Annotated in this window: 12 protein-coding genes; 5 read left to right on the forward strand and 7 right to left on the reverse strand. The window is 53.0% G+C overall.

Annotated elements, in window-relative coordinates; translation table 11 throughout:
- Window positions 1-90: 90 nt before the first annotated feature.
- Together yacL and acnB are read right to left on the reverse strand one after the other, a co-directional pair.
- Entirely contained in the window at window positions 91-453 is a 363-nt protein-coding gene (gene yacL / locus HV229_RS20845) for a protein YacL (protein ID WP_016151724.1), read from the reverse strand.
- 174 nt (window positions 454-627) lie between these two features.
- On the reverse strand, window positions 628-3,225 hold the full coding sequence (gene acnB, locus HV229_RS20850) for a bifunctional aconitate hydratase 2/2-methylisocitrate dehydratase (RefSeq protein ID WP_016151723.1): 2,598 nt from the start codon (window positions 3,223-3,225) through the stop codon (window positions 628-630).
- A gap of 447 nt (window positions 3,226-3,672) precedes the next feature.
- Here acnB and HV229_RS20855 point away from each other — a divergent pair, with 447 nt between their 5' ends.
- Entirely contained in the window at window positions 3,673-5,268 is a 1,596-nt protein-coding gene (locus HV229_RS20855) for a DUF3300 domain-containing protein (protein ID WP_181546286.1), read from the forward strand.
- Between the two features lie 10 nt (window positions 5,269-5,278).
- The gene (locus HV229_RS20860; RefSeq protein ID WP_094760762.1) at window positions 5,279-6,073 is read left to right on the forward strand and encodes a DUF2950 family protein; all 795 of its coding nucleotides are present in this window, start codon (window positions 5,279-5,281) and stop codon (window positions 6,071-6,073) included.
- A 61-nt stretch (window positions 6,074-6,134) separates the two neighbouring features.
- Here HV229_RS20860 and traT read toward each other — a convergent pair whose 3' ends face one another.
- From traT to pdhR, 5 genes are all read right to left on the reverse strand, one after another.
- A complete protein-coding gene (traT, locus tag HV229_RS20865; protein WP_043018444.1) occupies window positions 6,135-6,866 on the reverse strand; it encodes a conjugal transfer complement resistance protein TraT in 732 nt (243 codons plus the stop codon).
- Window positions 6,867-7,061: 195 nt separating this feature from the next.
- The gene (gene lpdA / locus HV229_RS20870; RefSeq protein ID WP_016155701.1) at window positions 7,062-8,486 is read right to left on the reverse strand and encodes a dihydrolipoyl dehydrogenase; all 1,425 of its coding nucleotides are present in this window, start codon (window positions 8,484-8,486) and stop codon (window positions 7,062-7,064) included.
- A gap of 175 nt (window positions 8,487-8,661) precedes the next feature.
- A complete protein-coding gene (aceF, locus tag HV229_RS20875; protein WP_016151718.1) occupies window positions 8,662-10,554 on the reverse strand; it encodes a pyruvate dehydrogenase complex dihydrolipoyllysine-residue acetyltransferase in 1,893 nt (630 codons plus the stop codon).
- A 14-nt stretch (window positions 10,555-10,568) separates the two neighbouring features.
- The gene (gene aceE, locus HV229_RS20880; protein ID WP_016151717.1) at window positions 10,569-13,232 is read right to left on the reverse strand and encodes a pyruvate dehydrogenase (acetyl-transferring), homodimeric type; all 2,664 of its coding nucleotides are present in this window, start codon (window positions 13,230-13,232) and stop codon (window positions 10,569-10,571) included.
- 162 nt (window positions 13,233-13,394) lie between these two features.
- On the reverse strand, window positions 13,395-14,159 hold the full coding sequence (gene pdhR / locus HV229_RS20885) for a pyruvate dehydrogenase complex transcriptional repressor PdhR (protein ID WP_003018699.1): 765 nt from the start codon (window positions 14,157-14,159) through the stop codon (window positions 13,395-13,397).
- Between the two features lie 564 nt (window positions 14,160-14,723).
- On the opposite strand from pdhR, the gene aroP reads away from it, so the two are divergent.
- The 3 genes from aroP (at window position 14,724) to HV229_RS20900 (ending at window position 18,611) form a co-directional block, all read left to right on the forward strand.
- The gene (gene aroP, locus HV229_RS20890; protein WP_085951098.1) at window positions 14,724-16,097 is read left to right on the forward strand and encodes an aromatic amino acid transporter AroP; all 1,374 of its coding nucleotides are present in this window, start codon (window positions 14,724-14,726) and stop codon (window positions 16,095-16,097) included.
- Between the two features lie 157 nt (window positions 16,098-16,254).
- Window positions 16,255-17,661 (forward strand): MFS transporter, encoded by a 1,407-nt coding sequence (locus HV229_RS20895; RefSeq protein ID WP_016151715.1) that lies wholly within the window; start codon window positions 16,255-16,257, stop codon window positions 17,659-17,661.
- Window positions 17,661-18,611 carry a family 43 glycosylhydrolase gene (locus tag HV229_RS20900; RefSeq protein WP_181546288.1) on the forward strand — a complete coding sequence of 317 codons (951 nt, stop codon included), beginning with the start codon at window positions 17,661-17,663 and terminating at the stop codon, window positions 18,609-18,611. The genes HV229_RS20895 and HV229_RS20900 overlap by 1 nt, the downstream gene beginning before the upstream one ends.
- Window positions 18,612-18,670: the final 59 nt, after the last annotated feature.

Here is an 18,670-nt window from a genome sequence, read left to right on the forward strand (position 1 = left end):
GTTTTAAAATGATTAATAAAAATCAAATAATCATTTCAATGAAAAAAAGCCGGGTTCGTCTCACCCGGCTTCATTGATATCTGAAATATCTCAGGATTGTTGTACAAACTCGCGGTACGCCGCCACGACCTGAAGAAAGTCCTCTACGCCGCAGAGTGAAAAGCTCTCTTCGTCGTAGTAGCTCATCCCCTCTTCCATTTCATCTCCGGAGAATTCCAGCTGATTGGCGCGCACCATCACCTCTTCACCATCCAGCCAGAGCGTGTATTCATGCCCTGCTCGCTGCCAGGAGCGCTCACTGCCCTTCACCGCATGCGCCGCCTGTTCCACTTCATCAAGTAAGGCCAGGTTCTCTTTCACTTCTTCGTTAAACCAGTGCCCCACCACCTCGTGGCCCATGGACATACGCACTTTTACCACTCCGGTAATATCGCGCAGAAATTCGTAATCCATAATGTCTTCCTCTGCTCCCGGCAATGCGCCAATACCGCATTGCGCCTTGCTGTAATTATCGCAGCAGCGCGGCAGAAAAAAAGTGTAGCGGGTATAAGGAATAGAAATAAAAATGCCCGGAGAAGCAGACTTCTCCGGGCATTGATGCGTTTTTACACAAATCGCGTTAGCGTATTACACCGCGGTCTGGAAAATCACACCATCGGCTTTCTCAGTATACTGAGACAACTGGTCGAAGTTCAGATAACGGTAAGTATCCACCGCCGTCTTATCAACCTGCGCCACATAGGTCTGATACTCTTCCGCCGTCGGCAGTTTGCCAATCAGCGCCGCAACCGCCGCCAGTTCCGCAGAAGCCAGGTAGACGTTCGCCCCGGTACCTAAACGGTTCGGGAAGTTACGGGTAGAGGTCGAGACCACCGTTGCGCCGTCAGCCACACGCGCCTGGTTACCCATGCACAGCGAACAGCCTGGGATCTCAATACGCGCACCGCTCTTACCAAACACGCTGTAGTAGCCTTCTTCGGTCAGCTGCGCCGCATCCATACGGGTTGGCGGAGCCACCCACAGACGCGTCGGCAACTGGCCTTTGTGTGCATCCAGCAGTTTACCCGCCGCACGGAAGTGGCCGATGTTGGTCATGCAGGAGCCGATGAAGACTTCATCGATCTTCTCGCCCTGCACGTCAGACAGCAGACGCGCGTCGTCCGGATCGTTCGGTGCACACAGGATTGGCTCTTTGATATCCGCCAGATCGATGTCGATCACCGCCGCGTATTCTGCGTCAGCGTCGGCTTCCAGCAATTGCGGATCCGCCAGCCATTTTTCCATCCCCTGCACACGACGCTCCAGCGTACGGCGATCGCCGTAACCTTCAGCGATCATCCACTTCAGCAGAACGATGTTAGAGTTCAGATACTCAACGATCGGCTCTTTGTTCAGTTTGATGGTACAACCGGCAGCGGAACGTTCAGCGGAGGCATCGGTCAGTTCGAACGCCTGCTCCACTTTCAGATCCGGCAGACCTTCGATTTCGAGGATGCGGCCAGAGAAGATGTTTTTCTTACCTTTCTTCTCAACGGTCAGCAGACCCTGTTTGATCGCGTACAGCGGAATGGCGTGTACCAGATCGCGCAGGGTAATCCCCGGCTGCATTTTGCCTTTGAAACGCACCAGAACGGATTCCGGCATATCCAGCGGCATCACGCCGGTCGCAGCAGCAAACGCCACCAGGCCAGAACCCGCCGGGAAGGAGATGCCAATCGGGAAACGAGTATGGGAGTCACCGCCGGTGCCGACGGTATCCGGCAACAGCATGCGGTTCAGCCAGGAGTGGATTACGCCATCGCCCGGACGCAGCGACACGCCGCCACGGTTCATGATGAAGTCCGGCAGAGTGTGGTGCGTGGTCACGTCAACCGGCTTCGGATACGCGGCAGTGTGACAGAAGGACTGCATCACCAGGTCAGCAGAGAAGCCCAGGCACGCCAGGTCTTTCAGTTCATCACGGGTCATCGGGCCGGTGGTATCCTGAGAACCCACAGAGGTCATCTTCGGTTCGCAGTACGCGCCCGGACGGATACCTTTCACGCCGCAGGCGCGGCCCACCATTTTCTGCGCCAGAGAGAAGCCGCGGCTGCTTTCCGCCACGTCTTTCGCCTGACGGAATACGTCGCTGTGCGGCAGTCCCAGCGCTTCGCGCGCTTTAGTAGTCAGGCCACGACCGATGATCAGTGGAATACGGCCACCAGCGCGCACTTCGTCGATCAGCACATCAGTTTTCAGCTCAAAGCTTGCCAGCAATTCGCCGGTTTCATGGTTACGCACTTCTCCTTTGAACGGGTAAACGTCAATCACGTCGCCCATGTTCATGTTCGAGACGTCCACTTCGATTGGCAGTGCGCCCGCATCTTCCATGGTATTAAAGAAGATAGGTGCAATTTTGCCGCCGAGACACAGACCGCCGCCGCGCTTGTTCGGTACATGAGGGATATCATCGCCCATGAACCACAGTACGGAGTTGGTTGCAGATTTACGCGAAGAGCCGGTACCAACAACGTCACCCACATACGCCAGCGGGTAGCCTTTTTTCTGCAGTTCTTCAATCTGTTTGATCGGGCCTACCGCGCCCGGCTGGTCCGGTTCGATACCTTCACGGGCGTTTTTCAGCATCGCCAGCGCGTGCAGAGGGATATCCGGGCGAGACCATGCGTCCGGTGCCGGAGAGAGGTCATCGGTGTTGGTTTCACCCGTCACTTTAAACACGGTAACGGTGATTTTTTCAGCCAGAGCAGGACGGTTCAGGAACCATTCGGCATCGGCCCAGGACTGCATTACCTGCTTCGCATATTCGTTGCCCGCTTTGGCTTTTTCTTCTACATCGTAGAAGTTATCGAACATCAGCAGCGTTGAAGAGAGCGCTTTGGCGGCAATCGGCGCCAGTTTTGCGTCGTCAAGCGCGTCGATCAGCGGATGAATGTTGTAACCACCCTGCATGGTGCCCAGCAGTTCAATGGCTTTTTCTGGAGTCACCAGCGGGGAGGTGGTGTCGCCTTTCGCGACGGCAGCGAGAAAACCCGCTTTAACATAAGCGGCTTCATCTACGCCAGGAGGAACGCGGTTGATCAACAGGTCTAACAGGAATTCTTCTTCGCCCACAGGCGGGGTCTTCAGCAGCTCGACAAGTGCGGCCATTTGGGTTGCGTCTAACGGTTTTGGCACAATCCCCTGGGCAGCACGCTCAGCTACGTGCTTACGGTATTCTTCTAGCACGACGATATCTCCTCGCTCTCATTGTCATAATGCGGCGCTTTTGTAGATGGGCGATTCTCTTCACGCTCCTGTGAGACAGTAGTTAGTAGGGTAAATGCCCGGTACCGCGTAAGGCACAATAACAGGATTTTCATTAAGTGTTAATCCGTTTACAAAAAAGCAACATAAAAAATTGGCTGAATCGTTAAGAATGGTGTAGCGACAAGGCGGGGCGTAATTTAGGCTCCCTAAAAACGATGTAAAACGGTTAATTTTCAAGCGTGACATGCTGAATATTCCAGCGATTTTTCAGCCATCAGATATAATTGTGTAATAAATCTTCACACTCTTTTTCCGGACCTGCCGGGTGAATCCCCAATAAAAGTCAAAACTATCTAACACGGGTGAATAATACTCGCGGCAACAGAACGCCTCACGGCACAGCGCTCGTCTCGTTGGAGTCATTTTATGAAGTTGCCCTTTAAGCCACATCTGCTTGTCCTTCTGTGCAGTGCCGGGCTGTTTGCCGCCTCTGGCGTGATGTTCGTTAAAAGTCGCGCAACGGAGCCAGCAGCTCCAGCCCCCGTCGCACAGCAACCGTCCGCACCGGCTCCCGTGGCGGCCCCTGCCCCGGCCGACCAACCAGCGCCCACCGCAGCCCCTACGTACACATCGGCACAAATCGATCAGTGGGTTGCGCCTATCGCGCTCTATCCGGATTCACTGCTGTCGCAAATTTTGATGGCCTCAACCTACCCGGCCAACGTCATCCAGGCCGCGCAGTGGTCAAAAGACAATCCCAAAATGCAGGGTGATGCCGCCATTCAGGCCGTTGCCAGCCAACCCTGGGATCCCAGCGTGAAATCGCTGGTGGCGTTTCCGCAGCTGATGTCGCTGATGGGTGAAAATCCGCCGTGGGTACAGAGCCTGGGCGATGCATTCCTTGCGCAGCCGAAAGAGGTTATGGATTCCGTTCAACGCCTGCGTGCGCTGGCGCAACAGACCGGAGCATTGCAATCAACACCGCAGCAGACTGTTACCACCGTGGCCAAAGCAGCTCCGGCTAAAACCGTTACCAGCGAGTCAACGACCACAACAGCCACGACCGCCGCCTCAGCAAGCCCAACGGTAATCAAAATTGAATCCGCCGACCCGCAGGTAGTTTACGTTCCCACCTATAACCCAAATACGGTTTACGGTACCTGGCCGAACACCGCCTATCCGCCAACCTATCTACCGCCAACGCCCGGCGAGCAGTTTGGCAACAGCTTCGTTAACGGTTTAGGCTTCAGCCTCGGCGTCGCCACAACTTATGCCATTTTCAGCAATATCGACTGGGATGACGACGATGACTGGGATCACCATCATAATGATGACTGGGATAACCATGGCGGCTATAACCGCAACGGTGATAACAACATCAATATCAACGTTGATAACTTCAATAAAATCAGTGGACAGCGTCTGACGGATGCCAACCGTACCTGGCAGCACAACCCGGCCTATCGCGAAGGGGTTCCGTACCCTAATAGCCAGCTCAATAACCGCTTCCACTCCACTAACACGGCTACGGGCCTAAGCTCAACCCAACAAAGACCGGTCAACCGTGATAGCCAGCGTCAGGCAGCGTTGAGCCAGATGGAAAAATCAACGGGGAAAACCTTCCCCCAGACGGCGCGTACGGGAACGAAAGACGCCCAGCGTCAGGCATCCAGCCAACAGCTTAAGCAAATTTCCCAGCGTAATAACTACCGTGGTTACGATACCAAACCGCAAACGGCAAAACGGGCAAACGCTCAGCAACATGAACATCGCCAGGCTGCCACTCAGCGACAAGAGAAACGGGTCACGCAACCAGCGCAGCAACGCAACGTGCAGCAGCGCAATCTTCAACAGCGGACCAGCCAGCCGCGGGCCAATGCGCTGAGCGGCAACGACAGTCGCTCCGCCAGTTGGCAGGCGCAGCAGCAGCGAGGGGCTCAAAGCAGGCAGGTCGCCCGCAACCAGCCATCTCGCCAGCTATCCGGCGACCGTGCTGAACACCGTGAATTCCGTCATCGTTAAGGGAACCGACATGAAAAATAAACTACTCAGTGGAATGGTGTTATTCATGGTTTCGACCACCGCGATGGCACAGCAATCCTTCAGCACACCAGACCAGGCGACCGATGCCCTGGCAACCGCGATAAGCGAGCAGAATGAAAGCGCGATGAACAACCTGCTCGGGGAAAACTGGCGCGAGTTTCTGCCACCGGAAGGCGTCGATCCTGATGCGGTTGATCGCTTCCTGCGCGACTGGAAGGTCCGCCATAATACCGTCATCGACGGCAATAGCGCACACCTGGTGGTCGGGGACAGCGACTGGCAACTGCCGATCCCGGTTGTTAAAACCGCTTCCGGCTGGCAATTTGATATCAAGGAAGCGGCTGAAGAGATCCTGACCCGTGAGATTGGGCGCAACGAACTTGCCGCTATTGAAGCATTACACGCCTATGTAGATGCTCAGCAAAGCTACTTTGCGATGAACCAAAAATACGCGCAAAAGATTGTCAGTTCTGAAGGGAAAAAAGATGGTCTGTACTGGCCTGTTTCGCCCGGCGAAGCGCCAAGCCCGCTTGGCCCGGCCTTTAGTCCGCAAGAGCCTGGCACGGGCTATCACGGCTATCGTTTCCGTATCCTTCCCGATAAAACCAGCGGCTTTGCGATGGTTGCCTGGCCCGTCAGCTACGATCACACAGGCGTTATGAGTTTTATGATTAACGGTGATGATAAAGTCTATCAGGCCGATCTCGGCGCTGATGCACAGCAGAAAGCCCAGGCGTTAACCGCATATCATCTGGATAAAAACTGGCAGCCCGTAGCGCCCTGAATGCCAGTCAAATAGTGAGTTGACCGGGGAAGCGAAGCCCCTCCGGCCAACTCACGAGAGATTACAGGATGTTAGCGACGGATTTCGCCAGCTGCGCTTCCAGAACCGGTTTCGCTTCTTCGAACTTCAGGTTCACTTTGTTGGCATTAGACACGACGCGGGTCTGGTATTTTGCGCGATCGCCCTGCGCGCTGCTGGTTTGCAGCTTGATACCGGACGTGCCCTGGCGCAGTGCGGCAACGTTATCCGTTGTCACTTTCGCTTTGCTGCGCTCAGAGATTTGCAGGTCAGTGACCATGGTGTAGTTCACGTCTTCTACCATGGCATCCGCGGCCATACCGATCAGCCCCGCCGCCAGGCCAACGCCCAGCGCCGCGCCGGAGGAGTTGCTGTTATAGGCAGTGATCCCCGCCCCCAACGCAGCACCCACCGCTGCCCCTTCATAGCCGGTCTTCAGGAAGCCCTGAGCTTCACGCAGATCCATTTTGTCCGCTTTCAGTACGTTCGCCTGCACCCAGTAGTAAGCGCTGTCTGGTGAACTGGTCACTTTATAGCCCTTCGCAGACAGGTCGTTTGCCAGCAGGGTTTGCAGGTTGCTCATGTCTTTATCAGAAGTGTTTTTTACCTGAATGTAGACGGTCTTCTCGCTGGAAGGCTCCAGCCAGATGGTTTCACTCATCTGCGTTTTCACTTCGAGATTACGTTTTTTAACGGCGGTGGTCATCGCGCCACAACCAGTCAGCGTCATTGTCGCGACAACCATGCCAACAACCGCGATTTTTTTTAAAGACATGTTATTTCCTTTTTTCGTGTAATAGAGAATCCAGAGCCTCTTAACCGCGCGGCCAGTAGCCACACAATGGCGAAAAAAGTATCGGCAGTTGCGCAATTTTTTTTAGTGGAAATATCAATAAGATGACTACCAGAACTGGTAGCTTTCAGGCAAAAAAAACGCCTCCGAAGAGGCGTTTTCACAAAAGCGGGAAGATTACTTTTTCTTCGCTTTCGGGTTTGGCAGGTCGGTGATGCTACCTTCGAACACTTCTGCCGCCAGGCCCACAGACTCGTGCAGAGTCGGGTGCGCGTGGATGGTCAGCGCGATGTCTTCAGCATCACAACCCATTTCGATCGCCAGACCGATTTCACCCAGCAGCTCGCCGCCGTTGGTACCGACAATCGCACCACCGATAACACGGTGAGATTCTTTGTCGAAAATCAGTTTAGTCATACCGTCTGCGCAGTCGGAAGCGATAGCACGACCAGAAGCAGCCCACGGGAAGGTGGCGGTCTCAAAGCTGATGCCTTTCTCTTTCGCTTCTTTCTCAGTCAGGCCAACCCATGCAACTTCTGGTTCAGTGTATGCGATGGATGGGATAACTTTCGGATCGAAGTAGTGTTTCTTACCGGCGATAACTTCAGCGGCAACGTGACCTTCGTGAACACCTTTGTGCGCCAGCATCGGCTGACCGACGATATCGCCGATAGCAAAGATGTGCGGCACGTTGGTACGCAGCTGTTTGTCAACGCGGATGAAGCCACGGTCATCAACTTCCACGCCAGCTTTGCCCGCGTCGAGGTTTTTGCCGTTCGGTACACGACCGATAGCCACCAACACTGCATCGTAACGCTGAGCTTCAGCAGGCGCTTTTTTGCCTTCCATGGAAACGTAGATACCGTCTTCTTTCGCTTCAACGGCAGTTACTTTGGTTTCCAGCATCAGGTTGAATTTCTTGCTGATGCGTTTGGTAAAGACTTTAACCACGTCTTTATCGGCAGCCGGGATAACCTGGTCGAACATTTCAACCACGTCGATCTCTGAACCCAGCGCATGGTAAACGGTACCCATTTCCAGACCGATAATACCGCCGCCCATTACCAGCAGGCGCTTAGGAACAGTTTTCAGTTCCAGTGCATCGGTGGAATCCCACACGCGCGGATCTTCATGCGGAATGAATGGCAGTTCGATCGGACGGGAACCCGCCGCGATGATCGCGTTGTCAAAGTTGATCACGGTTTTGCCGTTTTCACCTTCAACTTCCAGGGTGTTTGCCCCGGTAAATTTACCCAGACCGTTAACCACTTTCACTTTACGGCCTTTGGCCATACCCGCCAGACCGCCGGTCAGTTGAGTGATAACTTTTTCTTTCCAGGTACGAATCTTGTCGATATCGGTTTTCGGCTCGCCAAAAACGATACCGTGTTCAGCCAGCGCTTTGGCTTCTTCGATAACTTTTGCTACGTGCAGCAGCGCTTTAGAAGGGATACAGCCGACGTTCAGACAAACACCACCGAGGGTGCTGTAACGTTCTACGATGACGGTCTCCAGACCTAAATCTGCGCAACGGAAGGCAGCAGAGTAACCTGCAGGGCCTGCCCCAAGTACCACGACCTGAGTTTTGATTTCAGTGCTCATCATGACCTCTTAATTTATACCCGTCGTCCACCGGGTCGTTCTATCCGCCCGTATTTTACAAAATTGTTAACAATTTTGAAACAACAAACGGCAACCGATTTGTCTTTCGCACAATAACCTCACTGACTTCATGAGATTACCAGAAAAAAGCCGGCCGTCGGGCCGGCTTTTTCGCTTACATCACCAGGCGGCGAATGTCAGACAGCATGTTGTTGATGATGGTGATAAAGCGCGCACCATCAGCACCGTCGATTACGCGGTGGTCGAAGGAGAGCGAAATCGGCATCATCAGACGCGGCATAAACTCTTTACCGTTCCACACTGGCTCCATAGAGGACTTGGAGACACCGAGGATAGCCACTTCCGGCGCGTTCACAATCGGCGCGAAGTGGGTCGTACCCAGGCCACCGATGCTGGAGATGGTGAAGCAACCGCCCTGCATTTCGCCAGCGGTCAGCTTGCCATCACGCGCTTTCTTGGAGATGGTGGTCAGTTCACGAGACAGCTCGGTAATGCTCTTCTTGTTCACGTCTTTGAAGACCGGAACAACCAGACCATTCGGCGTATCTACCGCGACACCGATGTTGATGTATTTTTTCAGGGTCAGACGCTGACCGTCTTCAGACAGAGAGCTGTTGAAGCGCGGCATCTGTTCCAGAGCGGCGGCAACGGCTTTCATGATGAAGACCACTGGCGTGAATTTCACGTCCAGTTTACGTTTTTCAGCTTCGGCGTTCTGCTGTTTACGGAACGCTTCCAGATCGGTGATATCGGTCTTGTCGAAGTGAGTAACGTGCGGGATCATCACCCAGTTACGGCTCAGGTTAGCACCAGAGATTTTCTGGATACGGCCCAGTTCCACTTCTTCGATTTCACCAAACTTGCTGAAGTCCACTTTCGGCCAAGGCAGCATGCCCGGAATACCGCCGCCTGCTGCTGCCGGAGCAGCTTCAGCACGCTTGATAGCGTCTTTAACGTAAGCCTGAACGTCTTCACGCAGGATACGACCTTTACGGCCAGAACCTTTCACTTTCGCCAGGTTTACACCGAACTCGCGCGCCAGGCGACGAATCAGCGGCGTTGCATGAACGTAAGCGTCGTTCTCAGCGAACTCAGATTTACCTTCCGCTTTCGCGGCCGGAGCTGCGGCTGGTTTAGCAGCCTGAGCCGGTGCAGCTGCAGAGGCTGGAGCAGCCGCGGCAGCTGGAGCAGCAGCAGGTGCTGCGCCTTCAACTTCGAAGATCATAATCAGAGAACCGGTTTTGACTTTGTCACCGGTGCTGATTTTGATTTCCTTCACGGTGCCCGCGAACGGTGCCGGAACTTCCATCGACGCTTTATCGCCTTCAACGGTAATCAGTGACTGCTCAGCGGCAATTTTATCGCCCACTTTAACCATCACTTCAGTGACTTCAACTTCGTCACCGCCGATATCCGGAACGTTAACCTCTTTCGAGCCAGAAGCTGCCGGAGCCGCCGCTGCTGCTGGAGCTGCCGCCTGAGCCGGTGCTGCAGCAGGCGCTGCGCCTGCAACTTCGAAGACCATAATCAGAGAACCGGTAGACACTTTATCGCCCGTGTTGATTTTGATCTCTTTAACGGTGCCCGCGAACGGCGCCGGAACTTCCATCGACGCTTTATCGCCTTCAACGGTTATCAGAGACTGTTCAGCCGCAACGGTGTCGCCCACTTTAACCATAACCTCGGTAACTTCGACTTCGTCACCGCCGATGTCCGGTACGTGTACTTCTTTCGCCGCTGCCGCAGCAGGTGCTGCTGCCGGAGCGGCTTCTTTCTTCTCTTCTGCCGGAGCAGGTGCAGCGGCTGCTGCACCATCGGCGGAATCGAAAATCATGATCAGTTTGCCGGTCTCAGTTTTGTCGCCAACAGAGACTTTGATCTCTTTAACGATACCTGCCTGAGGAGACGGAACTTCCATAGAGGCTTTGTCGCCTTCTACGGTGATCAGCGACTGTTCAGCTTCAACTTTGTCGCCCACTTTGACCAGGATCTCGGTGATTTCAACTTCATCAGCCCCGATGTCCGGTACATTGATTTCGATAGCCATTATTCTTTTACCTCTTACGCCAGACGCGGGTTAACTTTATCTGCATCGATGTTGAATTTGATGATTGCGTCAGCAACCACTTTCTTATCGATTTCGCCACGTTTAGCCAGTTCGCCCAGGGCCGCTACAACCACATAAGAAGCATCAACTTCGAAGTGGTGACGCAGGTTTTCACGGCTGTCAGAGCGACCGAAGCCGTCAGTACCCAGTACGCGATAATCATCAGCCGGTACATAAGTACGAACCTGTTCGGCAAACAGTTTCATATAGTCAGTAGATGCCACTGCCGGAGCGTCGTTCATCACCTGAGCGATGTACGGAACGCGCGGAGTTTCCATCGGGTGCAGCATGTTCCAGCGTTCACAATCCTGGCCATCACGCGCCAGTTCAGTGAAGGAGGTTACGCTGTAAACGTCAGAACCTACACCGTAGTCGTTCGCCAGGATCTGTGCTGCTTCACGCACGTGACGCAGGATAGAACCGGAGCCCAGCAGCTGAACTTTACCTTTCTTACCTTCGAGGGTTTCGAGTTTGTAGATACCTTTACGGATACCTTCCTCGGCACCTGCTGGCATTGCCGGCATGTGGTAGTTTTCGTTCAGCGTGGTGATGTAGTAATAAACGTTCTCTTGTTTCTCACCGTACATACGCTCCAGACCATCGTGCATGATGACCGCAACTTCGTACGCGTAAGACGGATCGTAAGAGATACAGTTCGGGATAGTCAGAGACTGAATATGGCTGTGACCATCTTCGTGCTGCAGACCTTCGCCGTTCAGCGTCGTACGACCAGAAGTTCCCCCTACCAGGAAGCCGCGAGCCTGTTGGTCGCCTGCCTGCCAGCACAGGTCACCGATACGCTGGAACCCGAACATGGAGTAGTAGATGTAGAACGGAATCATCGGCAGATCGTTGGTGCTGTAGGAGGTCGCAGCAGCCAGCCAGGATGCGCCAGCACCCAGTTCGTTGATGCCTTCCTGCAGGATCTGACCTTTCTCGTCTTCTTTATAGTAAGCAACCTGCTCACGGTCCTGCGGGGTGTACTGCTGACCGTTCGGGCTGTAGATACCGATCTGACGGAACAGACCTTCCATACCGAAAGTACGCGCTTCGTCAGCGATGATCGGAACCAGACGATCTTTAATCGACTTGTTCTTCAGCATTACGTTCAGGGCACGAACGAAAGCGATAGTGGTGGAGATTTCTTTGTTCTGCTCTTCCAGCAGCGCACCGAAGTCTTCCAGAGCAGGCAGTTCCAGCTTCTCGGTGAAGTTCGGCTGACGAGCAGGCAGATAGCCGTGCAGTTTCTGACGCTGAGCGTGCAGATAAGTGTGCTCTTCAGAACCTTCCGGGAAGGTGATGTAAGACAGGTTTTCAACCTGCTCATCGGTCACAGGAACGTTGAAACGGTCGCGGATATAACGCACGCCGTCCATGTTCATTTTCTTAACCTGGTGAGCGATGTTTTTACCTTCGGCGGTGTCACCCATGCCGTAACCTTTGATGGTATGGGCCAGGATTACAGTTGCTTTGCCTTTGGTTTCCTGCGCTTTCTTCAGTGCAGCGTAGACTTTCTTCGGATCGTGACCACCACGATTCAGAGCCCAAATCTGCTCGTCAGTCCAGTCAGCAACCAGGGCTGCGGTTTCCGGGTATTTACCGAAGAAGTGCTCACGTACGTATGCGCCATCTTTGGATTTAAAGGTCTGGTAGTCGCCGTCAACGGTTTCGTTCATCAGTTGGATCAGTTTACCGCTGGTATCTTTACGCAGCAGCTCATCCCAACGACCGCCCCACATGACTTTGATAACGTTCCAGCCAGCGCCCGCGAAGATGCCTTCCAGTTCGTTAACAATCTTGCCGTTACCGGTGACCGGACCGTCAAGACGCTGCAGGTTACAGTTGATAACAAAGACCAGGTTGTCCAGTTTCTCACGGGTCGCGATGGTGATTGCACCCTTAGATTCTGGCTCATCCATTTCGCCGTCGCCCAGGAAGGCGTAAACGGTTTGTTTAGAGGTATCTTTCAGGCCACGGTGTTCCAGATATTTCAGGAATTTAGCCTGGTAGATTGCACCGATTGGGCCCAGACCCATAGATACGGTCGGGAACTGCCAGAATTCCGGCATCAGTTTCGGGTGCGGGTAGGAAGACAGGCCTTTGCCATGTACTTCCTGACGGAAGTTGTTCATCTGCTCTTCAGTCAGACGACCTTCCAGGAATGCGCGAGCGTAGATGCCCGGAGAGATGTGGCCCTGGAAGTAAACCAGATCGCCGCCATCCTGTTCGTTGCGTGCACGGAAGAAGTGGTTGAAGCAAACATCATATACCGTTGCGGAGGACTGGAAGGATGCCATGTGGCCACCCAGCTCAAGGTCCTTTTTAGACGCGCGCAGTACGGTCATGATGGCGTTCCAGCGGATAGCAGAACGAATACGACGTTCCAGCTCCAGATTGCCCGGGTATTCCGGTTCATCTTCAACGGCAATAGTGTTTACATAATTGCTGGCCCCAGCACCTGCCGCTACTTTCACGCCGCCTTTGCGAGCTTCTGAAAGCAGTTGGTCGATCAGATACTGAGCACGCTCAACACCTTCTTCACGGATGACCGATTCGATCGCCTGTAGCCAGTCGCGAGTTTCGATCGGATCCACGTCATTTGGGAAACGTTCTGACATGGGGGTATTCCTTATCTATCTAATACGTTGAGTTATCTGGAACCTGTCCCATTACGTTCTCACCAGAGAGCGTAATAAGACAGGTTCTGCGTTTAGTTGCCGCGCCTTTCGATAGCGCTTGATTTACAACATCTTCTGGTTAACGTTCTGCCAGAAAAATCACTAATTCTTTCGTTGCTCCAGACGGCGTAAGGCGCGTTCACGACGGCTTTCCTCACGGCTCCTGTCCAGCAGAATCTCTTCGATAAACGCCAGGTGACGGTGAGACGCTTCACGCGCTTCTTCAGGCTTCCCGGCGATAATTGCTTCAAAGATGCGGGTACGGTGACTGCTCACCAGCGGCAGCATCTCGCGACGCGCATACAGCAATTCGAAGTTTTGCCGAACGTTCTGGGCCAGCATCGGCTCCATACACCTTAGCAAATGGAGCAGCACCACATTATGTGCCGCTTCGGTGACAGCAATTTGATACTGGAGTACCGCGTCAGATTCGCCGTCAAGATCGCCGGACTGTTGAGCAAGCTCGATCGCATGGTGTAGTTCACGGATACGCGTTTTGTCTTCATCCGTGCTGCGCAGTGCAGCGTAATAGGCTGCAATACCTTCCAGCGCATGGCGCGTCTCAAGCAGGTCAAACTGGGATTCAGGATGGTCGGAGAGCAGCTCTACCAGTGGGTCGCTAAAGCTCTGCCACAGGCTGCTCTGAACAAAAGTGCCACCGCCCTGACGACGAAGCAGTAACCCCTTCGCTTCAAGGCGTTGGATCGCCTCGCGTAAGGAGGGGCGGGAGACGTCGAACTGTTTTGCCAGCTCGCGTTCCGGTGGGAGTTTTTCTCCGGGGCGAAGTGTCCCCTCAAGAATTAAAAACTCCAGCTGCTGCTCAATCACATCGGAGAGTTTTGGTTGGCGGATTTTGCTGTAGGCCATGATTTCCTGTCTTAAGCCATTTGCCCGGAGTCAATTGGTCTTACCAATTTCATGTTCTTGACGCTAAAGTAACAAAGTATTCACCTTCTGTCCATACAGGTTTTGATTGAAATCAGTAAAGGGGGCATATTTTAACAACATTACAGAAATAACGTTTCAAACATGTAACTATGCACAAATGTTAAATTTACCCACCACGGGGTAGTTTTAACGGAATTGAAACGAAAAAATATCTCATCTGAACCGATTCACCCGATTATTTATCGACACATTAGCCACAATTAGTGAATAAAAATTCAAAATGGAAATTTTGTGGTAGATAAACTCGCATTTACAAATGGTTTCTTTTTATTCAACTCGTCATCTTGCCCGCATAAAGCAGGTGCATTCGCGCTCGCATATCATTATTCTGATCAAGACAAAAGCATTGAGGCAACATTTTATCTAAAGCATCTGTAAACAAATAAATACAACAAACGGAATTGCAAACTTACACACGCATTGCTGCGTAGTTCAAAAAATAAGTACTCGAAATATGAAGAGTAAAACCACACACGAGGTTTAATGATGGAAAGTCAACAGCATGGCGATCAGCTCAAGCGCGGTCTTAAGAACCGCCATATACAGCTAATCGCGCTGGGTGGCGCGATTGGTACCGGGTTATTCCTCGGGAGCGCATCCGTTATCCAGTCTGCAGGACCGGGTATTATTCTGGGTTACGCAATTGCCGGCTTTATCGCCTTTTTGATTATGCGTCAGTTAGGTGAAATGGTGGTTGAAGAGCCGGTTGCAGGCTCCTTTAGCCACTTTGCTTATAAATACTGGGGCGGTTTCGCGGGTTTCTCTTCTGGCTGGAACTATTGGGTACTGTACGTCCTGGTTGCCATGGCTGAACTGACTGCCGTAGGTAAATACATCCAGTTCTGGTATCCGGATATCCCCACCTGGGTTTCTGCTGCAGCCTTCTTCGTGCTGATCAACGCCATCAACCTGACCAACGTGAAAGTGTTTGGGGAAATGGAGTTCTGGTTCGCCATTATCAAAGTCATTGCCGTGGTTGCGATGATTCTGTTCGGCGGCTGGTTGCTGTTTAGCGGCAACGGCGGCCCGCAGGCCAGCGTCAGTAACCTGTGGAGTCAGGGTGGCTTCCTGCCGCACGGCTTCACCGGTCTGGTGATGATGATGGCTATTATTATGTTCTCTTTCGGTGGGCTGGAGCTGGTCGGGATCACCGCAGCAGAAGCCGATAACCCGGAGCAAAGCATTCCCAAAGCAACCAACCAGGTTATCTACCGTATCCTGATTTTCTATGTAGGTTCGCTGGCTGTTCTGCTTTCCCTGATGCCGTGGACGCGCGTCACGGCTGATACCAGCCCGTTTGTCCTTATTTTCCACGAGCTGGGCGACACCTTTGTTGCCAATGCTCTGAACATCGTAGTGCTGACCGCTGCCCTTTCTGTGTATAACAGCTGCGTATACTGCAATAGCCGTATGCTGTTCGGTCTGGCACAGCAGGGTAACGCGCCAAAAGCGCTGATGAACGTCGACAAACGCGGCGTACCGGTGAACACCATTCTGGTCTCCGCGCTGGTTACGGCTCTGTGTGTACTGATCAACTATCTGGCACCGGAATCCGCCTTTGGCCTGCTGATGGCGCTGGTGGTTTCCGCACTGGTGATCAACTGGGCAATGATTAGCCTGGCGCACATGAAGTTCCGCAAAGCCAAACAGCAGCAAGGCGTTACCACCCGTTTCCCGGCGCTGCTCTATCCGCTTGGTAACTGGGTATGCCTGATTTTCATGGCTGCAGTGCTGGTGATTATGCTGATGACGCCGGGCATGGCGATTTCGGTGTACTTAATCCCGGTATGGATAGCCATTCTTGGCATCGGCTATTTGTGCAAACAGAAAACCGCCAAAGTAGCTAAAGCACATTAATTCTCCCTCCCCCACCTGCATCAGGTGGGGGTTGTTACCTGCCTCACACTTTCCCACTCACGACTGTTTCGTCCATATCACTGGCGTTATCCTGCAACGCAAAAACACCTCTGCCAGACAATAATTATCTCCATATCTTATTAATGGAGTGCAGTTGATGGAAACCAGTAAGCTCACGGTGAAAGAAAAGATCGGCTATGGAATGGGCGACGCCGGATGCAACATCATCTTTGGCGCCATCATGTTGTTTGTTAACTATTTTTACACCGATATTTTTGGCCTGGCACCGGCCCTGGTCGGCGTGTTACTGCTGTCAGTACGCGTTATAGATGCCGTTACCGACCCTATTATGGGCGCAATGGCCGACCGCACCCGCAGCAAATATGGTCGATTTCGTCCATGGCTTTTGTGGATGGCTTTCCCATACGCATTATTTAGCGTACTCATGTTTACCACCCCTGAGTGGACGTATAACAGCAAAGTAATCTATGCGTTCGTCACCTACTTCCTGCTCTCTATCACCTATACGGCGATCAACATCCCTTACTGCTCGCTCGGCAGCGTCATCACTAACGATCCAAAGGAACGTGTCGCCTGCCAGTCATATCGCTTTGTGTTGGTAGGAATTGCAACCCTGCTGCTCTCCCTCACCTTACTGCCAATGGCGGACTGGTTTGGCGGGGAAGACAAAGCTAAAGGCTATCAGATGGCGATGGCAGTGCTGGCCTTCATCGGCATGTGTATGTTCCTGTTTTGCTTTGCAACCGTCCGTGAGCGCGTACGTCCTGCCGTCCCGACTAACGACGATTTAAAAGCCGACCTGAAAGACGTATGGAAGAACGATCAGTGGGTAAAAATCCTGCTGTTAACCCTGTGCAACGTCTGTCCGGGCTTTATTCGCATGGCCGCCACCATGTACTACGTAACCTGGGTTATGCAGCAAAGCACGCAGTTCGCAACGCTGTTTATCAGCCTTGGCGTTGTGGGCATGATGATCGGCAGCATGCTGGCGAAGGTGTTAACCGATCGCTGGTGCAAACTGAAAGTCTTCTTCTGGACCAATATCATCCTGGCGATTTTCTCCGGCGCGTTTTACTTCTTCGATCCTAAAGCCACCATGATGATTATGGTGCTTTACTTCCTGCTCAACATTCTGCATCAGATCCCATCCCCACTGCACTGGTCGCTGATGGCAGATGTCGATGACTACGGCGAGTGGAAAACCGGTAAACGTATCACCGGAATCAGCTTCTCCGGCAACCTGTTCTTCCTGAAACTGGGCCTGGCGATTGCCGGAGCGATGGTTGGTTTCCTGCTCTCCTGGTATGGCTACGACGCAGGGGCGAAAGCGCAAAGCGACTCCGCCATTAACGGTATTATGCTGCTGTTTACCATCATACCGGGTGTAGGCTACCTGATTACCGCAGGCGTAGTTCGTCTGCTGAAAGTTGACCGCGAGTTTATGCAACAAATCCAGACAGATTTAGAAAAGCGCCGCGCCAACTACCGTGAACTGAATGAGTACCACGATATAAAAACGACTGAAAACGTAAGGAAAGCCTAATGAGTCAGTGGCCAAATCCCTTTATTGAACAGCGTGCCGACCCGTTTATTTTACGTGACGGTAGCCACTACTATTTCATTGCTTCAGTACCCGAATACGATCGCCTGGAGATCCGCCGGGCGGACTCGCTGGAAGGGTTACGCACCGCCGTCCCGGTTGTCGTCTGGCGCAAACCAGAAAACGGCCCCATGAGCCAGCTGATCTGGGCACCTGAGATCCATCATCTGGCAGGCAAGTGGTACATCTATTTTGCCGCCGCCCACACACAGGCGCTCGACAAGCTGGGGATGTTCCAGCACCGTATGTTTGCGCTCGAATGTGCAGACGCCGATCCGCTGACCGGTCAATGGACAGAGAAAGGACAGATTAAAACACAGTTTGATACCTTCGCGCTTGATGCCACCACCTTTAACCATCAGGGAAAACAGTGGTATCTGTGGGCGCAGAAATCCCCCGATATCGCCGGAAACTCCAATATCTATCTCGCCGAACTGGAAAATCCATGGACGATTAAAGGCGAGCCGGTAATGCTCAGTCATCCAGAGTATGACTGGGAATGCCGGGGTTTTTGGGTCAACGAAGGCCCGGCCGTCATGGTTCACGGCGACAAGCTGTTTATCAGCTATTCCGCCAGCGCCACCGATGAGAACTACTGTATGGGATTATTGTGGATTGATCTCAATGGCGATCCGCTCAACCCGCAGAACTGGCACAAATCGCCGCGCCCGGTCTTTACCACCAGCTACGAAAACCGCCAATACGGGCCGGGACACAACAGCTTTACGCAAACGCCGGAAGGAGAAGATGTGCTGGTGTACCACGCGAGAAATTACACTGAAATCGAGGGCGATCCGCTGTACGACCCAAACCGCCACACTCGTCTGAAGCTGGTGCGCTGGAACGAAAACGAGATGCCAGATTTTGGCATCCCACCTGCTGATACGCTTTGAAAGATTGGCCCGCAAGCACAAAGCGACCGGGCCAATTTTTTTCCTCGACGGATAAGCGC

Source organism: Citrobacter sp. RHBSTW-00524 (assembly GCF_013747755.1).
In the GTDB taxonomy this organism is placed as follows: Bacteria; Pseudomonadota; Gammaproteobacteria; order Enterobacterales; family Enterobacteriaceae; genus Citrobacter; species Citrobacter braakii.

Coding starts and splice junctions, on each gene's coding strand:
- HV229_RS20855 (WP_181546286.1), top strand. CDS start 3,673: ATGAAGTTGCCCTTTAAGCCACATCTGCTTGTCCTTCTGTGCAGTGCC.
- aceF (WP_016151718.1), bottom strand. CDS start 10,554: ATGGCTATCGAAATCAATGTACCGGACATCGGGGCTGATGAAGTTGAA.
- HV229_RS20900 (WP_181546288.1), top strand. CDS start 17,661: ATGAGTCAGTGGCCAAATCCCTTTATTGAACAGCGTGCCGACCCGTTT.
- HV229_RS20895 (WP_016151715.1), top strand. CDS start 16,255: ATGGAAACCAGTAAGCTCACGGTGAAAGAAAAGATCGGCTATGGAATG.
- traT (WP_043018444.1), bottom strand. CDS start 6,866: ATGTCTTTAAAAAAAATCGCGGTTGTTGGCATGGTTGTCGCGACAATG.
- aroP (WP_085951098.1), top strand. CDS start 14,724: ATGATGGAAAGTCAACAGCATGGCGATCAGCTCAAGCGCGGTCTTAAG.
- lpdA (WP_016155701.1), bottom strand. CDS start 8,486: ATGAGCACTGAAATCAAAACTCAGGTCGTGGTACTTGGGGCAGGCCCT.
- aceE (WP_016151717.1), bottom strand. CDS start 13,232: ATGTCAGAACGTTTCCCAAATGACGTGGATCCGATCGAAACTCGCGAC.
- pdhR (WP_003018699.1), bottom strand. CDS start 14,159: ATGGCCTACAGCAAAATCCGCCAACCAAAACTCTCCGATGTGATTGAG.
- yacL (WP_016151724.1), bottom strand. CDS start 453: ATGGATTACGAATTTCTGCGCGATATTACCGGAGTGGTAAAAGTGCGT.
- HV229_RS20860 (WP_094760762.1), top strand. CDS start 5,279: ATGAAAAATAAACTACTCAGTGGAATGGTGTTATTCATGGTTTCGACC.